At 67.5% G+C, this 15,181-nt stretch carries 9 protein-coding genes; 6 read left to right on the top strand and 3 right to left on the bottom strand.

The annotated features are described in order from the left end of the window. Nucleotides 1-9: 9 nt before the first annotated feature. The gene (locus tag BEN78_09645) at nucleotides 10-3,159 is read right to left on the bottom strand and encodes a hypothetical protein (GenBank protein ID ASR43596.1); all 3,150 of its coding nucleotides are present in this window, start codon (nucleotides 3,157-3,159) and stop codon (nucleotides 10-12) included. A gap of 1,377 nt (nucleotides 3,160-4,536) precedes the next feature. Here BEN78_09645 and BEN78_09640 point away from each other — a divergent pair. From BEN78_09640 to BEN78_09615, 6 genes are all read left to right on the top strand, one after another. Continuing rightward, nucleotides 4,537-5,106 (top strand): DNA resolvase, encoded by a 570-nt coding sequence (locus BEN78_09640; GenBank protein ID ASR43595.1) that lies wholly within the window; start codon nucleotides 4,537-4,539, stop codon nucleotides 5,104-5,106. 190 nt (nucleotides 5,107-5,296) lie between these two features. Then, nucleotides 5,297-5,674: a hypothetical protein gene (locus BEN78_09635; protein ID ASR43594.1), complete on the top strand. Its 378-nt coding sequence runs from the start codon at nucleotides 5,297-5,299 to the stop codon at nucleotides 5,672-5,674. 203 nt (nucleotides 5,675-5,877) lie between these two features. Next, on the top strand, nucleotides 5,878-7,602 hold the full coding sequence (locus BEN78_09630; protein ID ASR43593.1) for a type IV-A pilus assembly ATPase PilB: 1,725 nt from the start codon (nucleotides 5,878-5,880) through the stop codon (nucleotides 7,600-7,602). Between the two features lie 102 nt (nucleotides 7,603-7,704). Continuing rightward, complete coding sequence (locus tag BEN78_09625) at nucleotides 7,705-8,985, top strand: type II secretory pathway protein (GenBank protein ID ASR43592.1); 1,281 nt, start codon at nucleotides 7,705-7,707, stop codon at nucleotides 8,983-8,985. 3 nt (nucleotides 8,986-8,988) lie between these two features. Next, a complete protein-coding gene (locus BEN78_09620; protein ASR43591.1) occupies nucleotides 8,989-9,852 on the top strand; it encodes a methyltransferase in 864 nt (287 codons plus the stop codon). A 12-nt stretch (nucleotides 9,853-9,864) separates the two neighbouring features. Then, nucleotides 9,865-10,497: a dephospho-CoA kinase gene (locus BEN78_09615; protein ASR43590.1), complete on the top strand. Its 633-nt coding sequence runs from the start codon at nucleotides 9,865-9,867 to the stop codon at nucleotides 10,495-10,497. 561 nt (nucleotides 10,498-11,058) lie between these two features. On the opposite strand, the gene BEN78_09610 is transcribed toward BEN78_09615, so the two are convergent. Both BEN78_09610 and BEN78_09605 read right to left on the bottom strand, forming a co-directional pair. Further along, a complete protein-coding gene (locus BEN78_09610; GenBank protein ID ASR43589.1) occupies nucleotides 11,059-12,009 on the bottom strand; it encodes a DNA mismatch repair protein MutT in 951 nt (316 codons plus the stop codon). 271 nt (nucleotides 12,010-12,280) lie between these two features. Next, nucleotides 12,281-15,037 carry a preprotein translocase subunit SecA gene (locus tag BEN78_09605; protein ASR43588.1) on the bottom strand — a complete coding sequence of 919 codons (2,757 nt, stop codon included), beginning with the start codon at nucleotides 15,035-15,037 and terminating at the stop codon, nucleotides 12,281-12,283. Nucleotides 15,038-15,181 lie beyond the last annotated feature (144 nt).

Here is a 15,181-nt window from a genome sequence, read left to right as displayed (position 1 = left end):
GTCAACGCATCACCACTGATAGCCGACGCTCACGCCTGCACCGGTCTTGTCGCGGGTGTTGACGGTGGCACCGCCCTTGAACACCCAGTCGCCGTCTTCCGAGACGCGCGACACGCCGACGGCCAATGCGCCTTCGCCGTCGTACCCGCCGAGCGAGGCCGAGACCATGCTCTTACCCGGGTCGGTGGGCTGCGGCATCATCGCCATCGCCATCGCACCTGCGATGCCGGCGTTGGTGTTGCGCTCGATCTGGTCGACACGGTGTTCGACCGCACGCAGCTGACGCATGTTCGCCGCGTCCGTATCGGCGATACCGTCGGCCACGTTGACGATGCGACGCTCATGGCCCGGCGAACCGACCGACACGGTGTTGGGCTGGTCGGCAATCGACCCTGCCCCCAACGCGACCGAGTTGGCGCCGCTGGCCACCGCACCCGCACCGATCGCGGTGCCCTGGTTGCTGGCCGACGAGCCCGAACCGATGGCCGTGGTCTTGTCGCCGTTGGCGTTGGAGTCCGAACCGACCGCGGTCGCGCCGTTGCCGTTGGCATTGGAGCCGCCACCGGCCGCCAGGCTGCCGTCGCCGTCGGCCTTCGCCGGCGGACGCGGGGCGCCGCCGGTGTCGGTACCGCCGCCGATCAGGCTGCCGCCGCCGGTGCCGATGCTGCTCAGCGCCGTCGACAACGAAGCCAGACCGGTCGAGGTCGAGGTCGACAACGAACCCAGCTGACGGCCGTTGACCGCATCGGTGCTGTCGCTCGCCAGCGAGCCGTCGGAGACGTTGGTCAGACCGACCGTCCCGGTCGCCGACGTGCCGCCGAGCGTCGCCTTGGTGTGCGAGGCATCGTCGTACTGCACCGCGTTCGCCGCACCGCCCCCGTTGACCGTCAGGTTGGCGATCGCAGTCGAGGTCGAGGTCGACAGCACGTTGAGGTTGAAGTTGGTCGTGCTCAGGCTCGTCGACAGCGCGCCCAGCTGGCTGCCGTTGACCGCATCGGTGCTGTTGGCCGCCAGCGAACCGGCCGCCACGTTGTTCAACCGCACCGGAGCCTGGGCAGCCGCGCCGCCGAAGGTGACCGCGTCGTGGTTGACGTCGTTGTACTGCACCGCGTTGAAGCCGCTACCGCCCGCCGACAGATTGGCGAAGGCAGTCGAGGTCGAGGTCGACAGCGAGAACAGCTGGCTGCCGTTGACCGCATCCGTGCTGTTGGCGGTCAGCGCACCGGCCGCCACATTGGTCAGCCGCACCGGCGCCGTGGCCGACGTGCCACCCAGCGTGACGATCGAGCGCGAGGCGTCGTTGTACTGCACCGCGTTGGCGGCCCCGGTCGACAGGTTGGCGAACGCCGTCGAGGTCGAGGTGGACAGCGAGCCCAGACCCGTGGAGGCCGAGGTCGACAGCGCGGCCACGGTGCTGTTGGTCGAGCTCAGGCCGGTGGACAGCGAACCCAGACCGGTCGAGGTCGAGGTCGACAGCGAACCAAGCTGGCTGCCATTGACCGCATCGGTGCTGTCGGCGGCGAGCGAACCGGCCGCGACGTTGGTCAGCCGCACCGGCGCCGTGGCCGACGTGCCGCCCAGCGTGACCGCCGTACGCGTCGCGTCGTTGTACTGCACCGCGTTGGCGCTCACGGTCGACAGATTGGCGAACGCCGTCGAGGTCGAGGTGGACAGCGAGCCCAGACCGGTCGAGGCCGAGGTGGACAGCGAGCCGAGCTGGCCGCCGTTGACCGCATCCGTGCTGCCGGCCGCGAGCGAGCCGTCCGCGACATTGGTCAGCTTCACCGGCGCGGTCGCCGAAGCGCCGCCCAGCGTGACCGACGAGTGCGAGGCGTCGTTGTACTGCACTGCGTTCGCACCCACCGTGGACAGCGAGGCAAACGCCGTCGAGGTCGAGGTGGACAGCGAGCCCAGGCCGGTCGAGGACGAGGTCGACAGCGATGCCACGGTGCTGTTGGTCGTGCTCAGGCCGGTGGAGGTCGAGGTCGACAGCGAACCGAGCTGGCTGCCGTTGACCGCATCGGTGCTGTCGGCGGCGAGCGAGCCGGCGGCCACGTTGGTCAGCCGGACCGGTGCGGTCGCGGTGGTGCCACCCAGGGTGACGGCCGAACGCGAGAAGTCGTTGTACTGCACGGCATTCTCGGTGCCGCCGGTCTGGAGGTTCGCGAACGCCGTCGAGGTCGACGTGGACAGCGAGTTCAGATCGAAGCGGGTCGTGCTCAGGCCGGTGGAGGTCGAGGTGGACAGCGAACCGAGCTGGCTGCCGTTGACCGCATCCGTGCTGTCGGCGGCCAGCGAGCCGGCGGCCACGTTGGTCAACCGCACCGGCGCGGTGGCGTTGGCGCCGCCGAAGGTGACCGCTGTGTGCGTGCCGTCGTTGTAGACCACGACGTTCTCGCTCAGCGTCGACAGCGAGGCGATCGTGCTGTTGGTCGAGCTCAGGCCGGTGGACAGCGAGCTCAGGCCGGTCGAGGTCGAGGTCGACAGCAGACCGAGCTGGCCGCCGTTGACGGCATCGGTGCTGCCCGCCGCCAGCGAACCGGCCGCGACGTTGCTCAGCTTCACCGGCGTCGTCGCGCCGACACCGCCGAGCGTGACCTGGCCATGCGAAGCATCGTTGTACTGCACCGCGTTCGCGGCGACGGTCGACAGCGAGGTCACCGAGCTGTTGGTCGTGCTCAGGCCGGTGGACAGCGAGCCGATGCCGGTGGACAGCGAACCCAGGCCCGTGGAGGTCGAGCTCGACAGCGACGCGAGCGTGCTGTTGGTCGTGCTCACACCGCTCGACAGCGAGGTCACCGTGCTGTTGGTGGTGCTCAGGCCGGTGGACAGCGAGCCGACGCCCGTCGACAGCGACGCGACACCGGTCGAAGCCGAGGTCGACAGCGAGAACAACTGGCTGCCGTTGACGGCATCGGTGCTGGTGGTCGCAAGCGCGCCCGGCGCCACATTGGTCAGGCGCACCGGACCGGTGGCCGACGTGCCGCCCAGCGTGACTGCCGTGCGCGCCGCGTCGTTGTACTGCACCGCGTTGCCGCCGCCCGTGCCGCCGTTGCCGATGGCCGTCGACAGAGAGCTGATGCGAGTCGAGGTCGAGGTCGACAGGGCGTTGATGCCCTGGTAGGCGGCGTTGAGCTGGCTACCGTTGACGGCATCCATGCTGGTCGCGTTGACGCGGCCGGCGGCAACGTTGGTGATGGTGCGGTAGATCTGGCCTGAGCCGGGGGCACTGCCGACACTGACCGTTCCTTGTGGAGCGGCTCCAGCGAATGTATAGCTCGCTCCGCCAACCGTTGACGCAGTGGTTGCGACGGCCGCCTGCGTGACGGAAGCAGCGCCCAACGCTACGTCGTACTGATTGGCCGCTCTAGACTGCTGCCCCAGAGCCGTTCCGTATCTTGCGTTCGTCTGGGCCAAGCCGCCTATCGCTACAGATCCATCCGAGGCTTTACTTTGGAAGCCGAGTGCAATGCCGCCACCTCCGGCAAGCGTCTGACGGCCGATCGCAATGCCGTCCACTCCCGCAGCATTCGCAGAGTAGCCGAAGGCCATACCATTAGTGCTCGAAGCAACAGACTGCTGGCCGATCGCAATGGTGTTCTCGGCGGTCGCCTTAGCATGCGGACCGATCGCAGCACTGTAGGTGCCGGTCGCTTCAGCCCAGTAGCCCAGTGCGCTCGAAGCGGTTCCTGATGCCCTTGAGGAACTACCGAGCGCAACAGCCGCATTTCCGCTCGCGACGGCGTTGGCCCCGCACACAACCGCATTGTTGTTAGTTGAGCCCGTACCGACGTTCTGCCCAGCGGTGTTCTGACAGAACACGTTCTGCGCCATGGCCGCCTGCGGCACCGCAAACATCGCACCGGTCAACAACAGCGCCTGCGATCCCCACAGGGCGCAGCGCAGTGCGGTGGTGAGCCTTGCGTCGGACGGGGCACCGACGACACCAGTCACCACGGCGGCCGCGCCTTCAGCGCTGGCCAGTTCGGACGTCACGACCACTTGTTGCAGTGCGCGACTCCATTTTTTCTGATAGATCCTGTTCAATTTCGCGTCCTCACATCTTGTTGTTTTTAGACAATCGTCATAGGACTGCCGACGCGCTCTGGCGGGCAGTGGTCGTTTTTGCTTTTTTCGGGCAGACACACGCATGCGCTCCGTCGCCCTCTCCAGGGAAAGACGTGAGCCACTGCGTATGTCCTGTCGATTCATGCCGCGGCGCATCGCAAGATGCCGACCTGCTAGACAAATGAATGCGGACTTGCCCCTTCTCGCACTACTCTTCTGTTAATCTATAACGCCCAACTCGAAAGGAAATAAAATGCAAAAATTGGTGAAACTTCGAGTCTTTTGCGGCGAAAGGGAACCCTTGTGCAAAACTGAAATCGCCCGCAATATGGACGGGCGAAAGTAAGGGCGTAGTTCGCATTAAGGATTCGGCGCAGCCGAAATGGACACAGGGAGGAAAGGGTTCCCTTTTGTCAACAGGGAGTGTCGCCCACGGGGACTGGCGAACACGGAGGCTGCGCGGTAGGCATGAGATTCCTAGGCTATGCGCGTGTGTCAACTGACGAACAGAACGTCACCCTGCAGCTGAACGCCTTGAAGGCCGCCGGTTGCACCGAGATCTTCACTGATGAGGGCGTGTCCGGCGGCCTGCGGTCGCGGCCTGGACTCGATGAACTGCTTGCCAACGCCCAAGCCGGCGACACCTTGGTGGTGTGGCGGTTGGACCGCCTGGGCCGTTCGCTGACCCACCTCGTGGACCTGCTGGCCAGCCTGGGCCAGCGACAGGTCCGCTTCCGCTCGCTGTGCGAGTACATCGACACCGACTCGTCGGGCGGCCGGCTCGTCTTCCACATGATGGCGGCGCTCTCGGAGTTCGAGCGCTCGTTGATCAGCGAACGCACGCGTGCCGGCATGGCGGCGGCACGCTCACGGGGGCGCCATATGGGACGCGCCCGCGCGCTGTCGCGGGACCAGCGCGAGGAAGCCCGCAAGCTGGTGCTGTGCGATCACCTGACACACCGGACGGTGGCCCAGCGCTTCAACGTGCATCCACGCACGATCGCGCGGTTAATGGCACGCGACGACGCCGACGGATAACGCGCCGCGCGACGGGATCGTCTGCAGAGCCGGGACATGGCGCCTGGCGATGGCGGTGTGTGCGTGATTTTCACGGATAGCGCCAAGCCCGTGCATTTATTTCACGGCTGCATGCATTAACTTCCGGGTGAAAGCGCGGGATCGATAATATGTCGCCTTTCGCGCGACGCACGCGCTGGAGCTGCTGCCAATGAAGCCGTCCTGGCTGCCCTTATCCATCGCCGCGCTTGCCGGTTTTGCACTCTGGAGCGTGGTGTCACTGTCGATGGGCGGCGGCGAGCCTTGGGATGCCGAGCTCTACTGGACGCTTGCCTGCCCTGCGGCGCTTGCGTTGTCGCTGGCCCTCGGCCTGGCCTTCCCGATACGCGCGTGGTGCTGGGGCGCGGTGGTGATGCTCGCGCAGGTCCCGGTGGTGATCGCGGTATCGGGCGTAGGCCCGCTGCTGGCAGCTGGCGTGGTGTATGCCGCCCTGCTCGCGGTGCCGGCGATGTTGGCGTCCGCACTCGGCGGCTGGTGTCGGCGCAGGTGGCTGGGACACACCCACCGGTCGCCGCGCGCTCGTCGCTAGCGTCCGATACGCCCTCTCGCAACCCAAACCTGGGTCAGAGTGCAATTTCGCCACGCGAAATTGCACTCTGACCCCGGTTTTGACGACCAAGCCTCATCCCTACACATCGGCTTCGCCGATGGGCGAGCGACCTGGCGGGCCACGATGCGCCGTCGCGACGCCGGTTGCAGTAGAGTGCCCGCGGTCCACCGCAGAGCGATCAGATGAGCTTCCAACCCGGCCCCAATCTTGTCGGCATCACCGGCATCGCCCGCCGCCTGGTCATGGACGGTGCGCTGGACGAGGCGGCCGCGCGTGAGGCGCTGGACAAGGCGACGGCGGCGCGACGCAATGTCGCAGGCTACCTGCGCGAGCACAAGCTGGTCAGCGCGGCACAGATGGCGGCTGCGTTGTCGGTGGAGTTCGGCATGCCGCTGTTCGACCCGGCGGCGATGGCGCCGCAGGCGAGCGCAGTCAAGCTGGTCAGTGAGGAACTGCTCAACAAGCATGCGGTGCTGCCGCTGTTCCAGCGCGGGCCGCGCCTGTTCGTGGGTACCGCCGATCCGACCAACACCCTGGCGCTGGACGACATCAAGTTCCAGACCAATCTCACCGTCGAGCCGATCCTGGTCGATGAGGACAGCATCCGCCGCACCTTGGAGTTGTGGCTGTCGAGCTCGGATTCGCTGGCCGGCGCGCTCGACGATGCCGAAGGTCTCGAGAGCCTGGATGTGGGCAACGACGAGGACGGCGGCCGGATCGAGAACGTCGTCGACGGCAAGGACGATGCGCCGATCGTGCGCTTCGTCAACAAGGTGCTGGTCGATGCGATCAAGCGCGGTGCCTCGGATATCCACTTCGAGCCCTACGAGACCGACTACCGGGTGCGGCTACGCGTCGACGGCATGCTCAAGCTGGCGGCCAAGGTGCCGGTCAAGCTCAACCAGCGCATCGCCGCGCGCCTGAAGGTGATGGCGCAGCTCGACATCGCCGAGAAGCGGGCGCCGCAGGACGGGCGCATCAAATTGAACCTGTCCAAGACACGACAGATCGACTTCCGCGTGAGCACGCTGCCGACGTTGTTCGGCGAGAAGGTGGTGCTGCGTATTCTCGATGCCAGCGCCGCGAAGCTGGGCATCGACAAGCTGGGCTATGAGCCCGACCAGCAGAAGCTGTTCCTCGATGCGATCCACAAGCCTTACGGCATGGTGCTGGTCACCGGCCCGACCGGCTCGGGCAAGACGGTCTCGCTGTACACGGCGCTGGGCATCCTCAACGATGAGACCCGCAATATCTCCACGGTCGAGGACCCGGTCGAGATCCGCTTGCCGGGCGTGAACCAGGTGCAGCAGAACGAGCGTCGGGGCATGACGTTCGCCGCGGCGCTGCGCGCGTTCCTGCGTCAGGACCCGGACGTGATCATGGTCGGCGAGATCCGCGACCTGGAAACCGCGGAGATCGGCATCAAGGCGGCGCAGACCGGCCATATGGTGCTCTCGACGCTGCACACCAACGACGCGCCGCAGACCATCGCGCGCCTGATGAACATGGGCATCGCGCCGTACAACATCGTCAGCTCGGTCACGCTGGTGATCGCCCAGCGACTGGCGCGGCGGCTGTGCCCGCGCTGCAAGCAGCGCGTCGTGCTGCCCGACCATGCGCTGCTCACCGAAGGCTTCACCGAGGAGCAGGTCCGCGCGGGCGTGGAGATCTACGAGCCGGTGGGCTGCGATGAATGCACCAACGGCTACCGCGGACGCGTGGGCGTGTACCAGGTGATGCCGATGAGCGAGCAGATCCAGACGATCGTGCTTCAGGGCGGCAACGCGATGCAGATCGCCGAGGCTGCGCAGCGTGCGGGGGTCAAGGACCTGCGCCAGTCGGCGCTGGAGAAGGCCCGCCAGGGCCTGACCAGCCTGGCCGAGATCAACCGCGTCACCAAGGACTGATTCCCCGTCCGGGGCCTGCGGCGTCGAGCGCCAGGGGCCGGTTTTCGCTACCATGCGGCCATCCGTCCGGCGAGGGACACGCCGACCCCTGGGGAACGTTCCATGTCGACCTCACGCACCGCGGCCCGCAAGACTGTCCGCGCTTCGAACGCGACGCCGGCGCAAGCCGGGGTGACGCTGCGCCTGTTCGCCTGGGAGGGCACGGACAAGCGCGGCATCAAGATGAAGGGCGAGCAGCAGTCCAAGAGCGCCAATCTGTTGCGCGCCGAACTGCGTCGCCAGGGCATCCAGCCGACGCTGGTGCAGCCCAAGCGCCAGCCGCTGTTCGGCGGCGCCGGCAAGGCGATTTCCGCGCGCGACATCGCAATCTTCAGCCGCCAGACCGCGACGATGATGAAGTCCGGTGTACCGGTGGTGCAGGCGCTGGAGATCATCGGCAACGGCCAGAAGAACCCGCGCATGAAGCAGATGGTCGACGGCATCCGCGTCGACATCGAGGGCGGCGCGTCGATCTTCGAGGCGCTGAGCAAATATCCGGTGCAGTTCGACGAGCTCTACCGCAACCTGGTGCGCGCGGGCGAGTCGGCCGGCGCGCTGGAAACCGTGCTCGACACGATTGCCTCGTACAAGGAGAGCATCGAGTCGATCAAGGGCAAGATCAAGAAAGCGCTGTTCTACCCGGTCGCGATCATCGGCGTGGCCATCCTGGTCTGCGCGATCCTGATGGTGTTCGTCGTGCCGACGTTCCGTGAGACCTTCGAGAGCTTCGGCACCGACCTGCCGGCGTTCACCGAGCTGGTGTTCGGCATCTCGGCGATGATGGTGAAGTGGTGGTGGCTGATCGCCATCGTCGTGTTTGCGTCCGCGTTCGGTTTCATGTTCGCGTTCAAGCGCTCCCCAGCACTGCAGCACGGGGTGGATCGCATGCTGCTGCGTCTGCCTGTGGTCGGCCGGGTGTTGCACAACTCGTCGATCGCGCGCTTCGCGCGCACGCTGGGCGTGACCTTCAAGGCCGGCGTGCCGCTGGTCGAGGCGCTGGACTCGGTGTCGGGCGCGACCGGCAGCTCGGTCTACGAGCACGCGGTGCTGCGCATGCGTGACGATGTGGCCGTGGGCTACCAGCTCAACATGGCGATGCGGCAGACGGCCCTGTTCCCGCACATGGTGGTGCAGATGACCGCGATCGGCGAGGAGGCGGGCGCGCTGGACACGATGCTGTTCAAGGTGGCCGAGTTCTACGAAGAAGAGGTCAATAACGCCGTCGATGCGATCTCGAGCCTGATCGAACCGTTCGTGATGGTCATCATCGGCACCCTGGTCGGCGCGATCGTGATCGCGATGTACCTGCCGATCTTCAAACTCGCGATGGCGGCGACCGGCTGACGCATGGCTTTTCTCGATCACAACCCGGCCCTGGGCTATCCCCTCGCCGCCGGCCTCGGCCTGCTTGTGGGCAGCTTCCTCAACGTGGTGATCCTGCGTCTGCCCAGGCGCCTGGAATGGCAGTGGAAGCGCGACAGCCGCGAGATCCTCGGCGAGCCCGACCTCTACGACCCGCCGCCTCCGGGCATCGTCGTCGAACGCTCGCATTGCCCGCATTGCGGGCATCAGTTGTCGTGGTACGAGAACATCCCGGTGATCAGCTGGCTGGCGCTGCGCGGGCGCTGCCGCAGCTGCAAGGCGCCGATCTCGGTCCAGTACCCGGCGATCGAACTGCTGACGATGCTGCTGTTCGCGGCCTGCGTGTGGCGGTTCGGCTTCGGCTGGCAGGGCTTCGGCGCACTGGTGCTGACCGGCTTTCTGGTGGCCCTGTCGGGCATCGATGCGCGCACCCAACTGTTGCCCGACTCCTTGACGTTGCCGCTGATGTGGCTGGGGCTCATCGCCAGCCTCGACAACCTGTACATGCCGGCCAAGCCCGCATTGCTGGGCGCGGTGGTCGGCTACGCCAGCCTGTGGTCGGTGTGGTGGCTGTTCAAGCAGGCGACCGGCAAGGAGGGCATGGGCCACGGCGACTTCAAGCTCTTGGCTGCGCTCGGCGCCTGGTGCGGGCTGGCCGGGCTGCTGCCGATCATCCTGCTGTCGGCGGTGACCGGCGCGATCGTCGGCTCGATCATCCTCGCGGTGCGCGGACGCGACCGGGCCACGCCGATCCCGTTCGGACCGTATCTGGCGGTGGCCGGCTGGGTGACCTTCATGTGGGGCCAGGACCTGACCGCGTTCTACCTACGCGTGTCCGGGCTGCAGTAGCGCATCGCCACGATGGGCGCGCTGGTCATCGGTCTCACCGGCGGCATCGCCTCGGGCAAGTCCGCGGCCACGGCGGCGTTCGAAGCGCGTGGCATTGTCGTCGCCGACGCCGACCTCGCCGCGCATGCAGCGGTCGCGCGCGGCAGCGAAGGCCTGGCCGAGGTGGTCGCGGCCTTCGGGACCGACGCCCTGGCCGCCGACGGCGTGCTTGATCGCGCCGCGATGCGGCGACGGATCTTCGCCGACCCGGACGCGCGCAAGCGCCTGGAAGCCATCCTCCATCCGCGCATCCGGCTCGCCCTGCAGACCGCTTGCAAGGCGGCCACGGGCCCGTATGTGATCGCGGCGATCCCGTTACTGGCCGAAGGCGGACGCGCTCACTACCCGTGGCTCGATCGCGTGCTGGTGATCGACGTGCCGGTGGCGGTCCAACTGGCGCGCCTGCTCCGCCGCGACGGCATCGACGAAACGCTGGCCCAGGAAATGATCGCCGCCCAGGCGACCCGCGAGGCCCGCCTGGCGATCGCCGACGACGTCGTCGTCAACGACGGCAGCCTCGCCGACCTGGACGCCCGCATCGGCGAGCTCGACACCCGCTATCGCGCGCTCGCCGCAGCGCGTGCGGGCGGATTGGCGGCGGGCTGATCGACGACGCCCGGTGACGTTGCGCGCCGTAGGCCGCCGCGGCAAGCCCTCTGCCCCCACCCGGCGCCTTCGGCACCGACCTCCCCCGCGGGCGGGGGAGGTGACTTCAGCACAGCGCACGGTCAAACCGGCGCGCACGGATACTTGCTCTTGCTCCTTCCCCCGTTCTACGGGGGAAGGTTGGGATGGGGCTGCTTTCCCGCGACATGCCCGCCCCCACCCGGCGCCGGGGCGCCGGCCTCACCCGCACGCGGGGGAGGCGACCCGACACGCGGCGTGCGGTCAAATCCGGCGCGCGCGGACATTTGTGCTTGCTCCTTCCCCCGTTCTACGGGGCATTGCGCCCTTCACGGGTGGAAGGTTGGGATGGGGGTGCCTTTCCGCGGCAAGCCCTGCCCCAACCCGGCGCCAGAGGCGCCGGCCTCCCCCGCATGCGGGGGAGGCGACTTCAGCACAGCGCACGGTCAAACCGGCGCACACGGATACTTGCTCTTGCTCCTTCCCCCGTTCTACGGGCATTGCGCCCTTCACGGGTGGAAGGTTGGGATGGGGGCCGTTTTCTTAGGCGGCGCCGGGCCAGAGGCTGCGGATCGCGGCGACGCCTTGGGCGCCGTGGCGGCGGGCGGTCTCGATATCGGACGGGGTCATGCCGCCGATGGCGTAGATCGGCAGGGCGCTGTGTTCGCGCAGGCTGGCGAAGGTCGGCCAACCGATGCCGGATTGGCCGGGGTGGCTGGCGGTCTCCGCGACGGGTCCCAGCACGACGAAGTCGCATCCCAGACGAGCAGCGTGCGCGAGGTCGTCGGCGTCGTGGCAGGAGGCGGCGAGCGGCAGGCCAGGGGCGATCGGACGTATCGCGTGGTCGCGCAACGCAGCGGCCTTGAGATGCAGGCCGACGCCCGCAGCCTGGGCCAGCGTCGGCGGGCCGTTGAACAGCAGTTCGGCGCCGCGCCGGCGGCAGCGTGTAGCTGCCTCGGAGAGCAGGCGGGCCTGCCGGTCCGGATCGATACCCGGCAGGCGCAGTTGCACGCGGCGGATGCCGTTGCGCAAAGCCTCGTCGAGGCTGCGTAGCCAGGCGGCATCGTCGTCGCCGGGCGGCGGGGTGACGAGGTAGCGATCGGGGGCCTGCAGGGCGGCCACGACGGGCAGGTCGGCGGGCGGCATCGAGTAGCGACCGAGCTTGTCGGGCGCGACCCAGGTCAACGCCTGGCCTTCGCGGCCCTTGGGGGTGCCGTGCCATTGGGCGACATGGCGGACGTCGAGCCGCAGGCGCTTACTGGGATAGCGCTGTGGCACCACCATCAGCGGCGCGCCGACGACGATCTGGATGCCGAGCTCTTCATCGAGTTCGCGCGCCAGCGCCGCTTCCGGGGTCTCGCCCGGCTCGCATTTGCCGCCGGGAAACTCCCACAAGCCCGGCATGTCGCGGCCCGGCGTGCGCCGGGACAGCAGGATGCGGCCGCGCTTGTCGGTGATGACCCCGGCGACGACTTCGACGACGCGTTCGCTCATGCCTCTGAATTCGGCGGACAGGGGGTCGAGATTAGGCAGGCGACGGCGGCTTGCCAAGCGGTACAGGCGGTACCGCCGACGCCGCGTTCGGCCGGGACGCCCGGCATGCACCGCGGCTACGTCGATGACGGAATGGGGCCAGACCTCCGCTCCCTGCCCGCCCCCACGCGTGCCATACACGCGATGACCCGGCGGTGGCGCGCCGATCTCCGGAATGCGTGTCCGGACCGACCTCAGGCACCGGCCCCGCGCGACGGCGGAGCCGGCCAGGTCAGCTCAGCTGACCGTGGCAGTGCTTGTACTTCTTGCCGCTGCCGCAGGGGCAGGGATCGTTGCGGCCGACCTTGGCGCCGTCGCGGACGATCTGCGCCTGCGGCCCTGCAGCCTCGGCCTGGGCGGCGCGCACGTCATCGGCTTCTTCGTCGGCCCCGTAGCCGCCGGCGTCGGCGTGCTGGAACTGGGCCTGGTTGAGCTTGGCCTCGACCTGGCGGCGTTCCTCGGCCTCGAGCGCGGCGATCTCGTCCTCGCTGCGCACGCGCACGCGCGCGAGCATGGTCACGACCTCGTGCTTGACCTTGTCGAGCATCTCGGAGAACAGCTCGAACGCCTCGCGCTTGTATTCCTGCTTGGGCTGCTTCTGCGCGTAGCCGCGCAGGTGGATGCCCTGGCGCAGGTAGTCCATGCGCGCCAGGTGTTCCTTCCAGCCCTGGTCGAGGACGTTGAGCATGATGTGCTTTTCGAGCATGCGCATGGTCTCGCCGCCCAGCTGCGCTTCCTTGTCGGCGAACAACGCATCGACCGACTGCTGCACGTGCTCGGCAATCTGCTCGGCGTCGAGCTCGTTGCGCGACTTGGCCAGCGACACCAGCTCCAGGCGCAGGCCGAACTCACGCTCGATCTCGGCTTCCAGGCCCGGCAGGTCCCACTGCTCGTCGATCGACTGCGGCGGCACATAGCGGCCGACGATGCCGGCGACGACGTCGGCGCGGATGCCATCGACATTGTCCTTGACGCTCTCGGCGTCCAGCAGCTCGTCGCGCTGGCCATAGATGACCTTGCGCTGGTCGTTGTTGACGTCGTCGAAATCGAGCAGGTTCTTGCGGATGTCGAAGTTGTGGGCCTCGACCTTGCGCTGCGCGTTGGCGATCTGACGCGTCACCAGCGGGCTTTCGATGATGTCGTCTTCCTGCAGGCCCATCCGCGCCATGACCTTCTGCACCCAGTCGGCGGCGAAGATGCGCATGAGGTTGTCTTCGAGCGACAGGTAGAAGCGCGAGGACCCCGGGTCGCCCTGGCGACCGGAGCGGCCGCGCAGCTGGTTGTCGATACGCCGCGACTCGTGGCGCTCGGTGCCGATGATGTGCAAGCCGCCGGCGGCGACGACCGCGTCGTGGCGCTGCTGCCATTCCGCACGCAGGCGCGCCTTGGTGGCGTCGTCGACCGGCACGCCGGACTCGGCCTCGAGCAGCGCGAGCTCCGTCTCGAGCGAACCGCCGAGCACGATGTCGGTACCGCGACCGGCCATGTTGGTGGCGATGGTCACCGCGCCCGGACGGCCGGCCTGGGCGACGATCTGCGCTTCGCGCTCGTGCTGCTTGGCGTTGAGCACCTCGTGCGCGATGCCTTCCTTGCGCAGGTGCTCGCTCAGCAGCTCGGAGACTTCGATCGAGGTCGTGCCGACCAGCACCGGCTGTCCGCGTTCGTGCGAGGCCTGAATCTCGCGCGCAACGGCGCGGTACTTGCCGGCGCGGTTGAGGAACACCGCATCGGGCGCGTCTTTGCGGATCATCGGCCGGTGGGTTGGGATCACCACGACTTCCAGGCCGTAGATGCTCTCGAACTCGAAGGCCTCGGTGTCGGCCGTACCGGTCATGCCCGAGAGCTTGCCGTACATGCGGAACAGGTTCTGGAAGGTGATGCTGGCCAGCGTCTGGTTCTCGCGCTGGACCGGCACGCCTTCCTTCGCCTCGACCGCCTGGTGCAGGCCGTCGGACCAGCGACGGCCTGGCAGCGTACGGCCGGTGAACTCGTCGACGATGATGACTTCGCCGTCGCGGACGATGTAGTGATCGTCGCGCTGATAGATCGCGTGCGCGCGCAGCCCGGCGTTAAGGTGGTGCACGACGTGGATGTTCTGCGGCGCGTACAGACTTTCGTCCTCGCCGAGAATGCCCGCGCCGCGCAGCAGCGCTTCGGCGTGCTCCTGGCCTTCCTCCGACAGATGGACCTGCTTGGCCTTCTCATCGACCCAGAAGTCGCCTTCGCCGTCCTCGGTCTCCTGGCGGACCAGCGACGGGACGATGCGGTTGACCTTGATGTAAAGCTCGGGGGAATCGTCGGCCGGGCCGGAGATGATCAGCGGCGTGCGCGCCTCGTCGATCAGGATCGAGTCGACCTCGTCGATGATCGCGTAGTTGAGCGTGCGCTGATAGCGGTCGGCCTTCGACAGCGCCATGTTGTCGCGCAGGTAGTCGAAGCCGAACTCGTTGTTGGTGCCGTAGGTGATGTCGGCGCGGTAAGCCTCGCGCTTGGCCTCGCCGTGCGGCATGCCCGGCCAGATGACGCCGACCGACAGGCCCAGCCAGTTGTAGAGCTTGCCCATCTGCGCCGCGTCGCGGCGGGCCAGGTAGTCGTTGACGGTGACGACGTGGACGCCCTTGCCCTCGAGTGCATTGAGGTAGGTCGGCAGCGTGCCGACCAGGGTCTTGCCTTCACCGGTGCGCATCTCGGCGATCTTGCCCATATGCAGGACCATGCCGCCGATCAGCTGGACGTCGTAGGGGCGCATGCCCAGCACGCGCTTGCTGGCCTCGCGGCAGACCGCGAAGGCCTCGGGCAGCAGCTTGTCGAGCGTCTCGCCGTTGGCGATGCGCTGCTTGAACTCCGGGGTCTTGGCCTGCAGGGCGTCGTCGGACAGCGCCTCCATCTCCGGCTCGAGCGCGTTGATCTTGACGACGACCTTCTCGAGCTGTTTGACGAAGCGGTCGTTGCGACTGCCGAAGACACTGGTGAGCAAGCGATTGAGCATTGGAGTACCGAAGTCTGGAATCGGAGCGCGGGACCGAGGCGGATTCCCCAGAAGCCGCAAACAGAAAAGGGCGCCAGGCGCCCTTTGATGGCAACGCGCATTGTAGCTCGGGGCGAGCGGGGGCGTTTGCAAGGCATGCCTTGC

The organism is Xanthomonas citri pv. mangiferaeindicae (assembly GCA_002240395.1).
Classification (GTDB): domain Bacteria; phylum Pseudomonadota; class Gammaproteobacteria; order Xanthomonadales; family Xanthomonadaceae; genus Luteimonas; species Luteimonas citri_A.
Note: the sequence above shows the minus strand (reverse complement) of the source record. Positions and strands in the feature narration are given on the sequence as shown.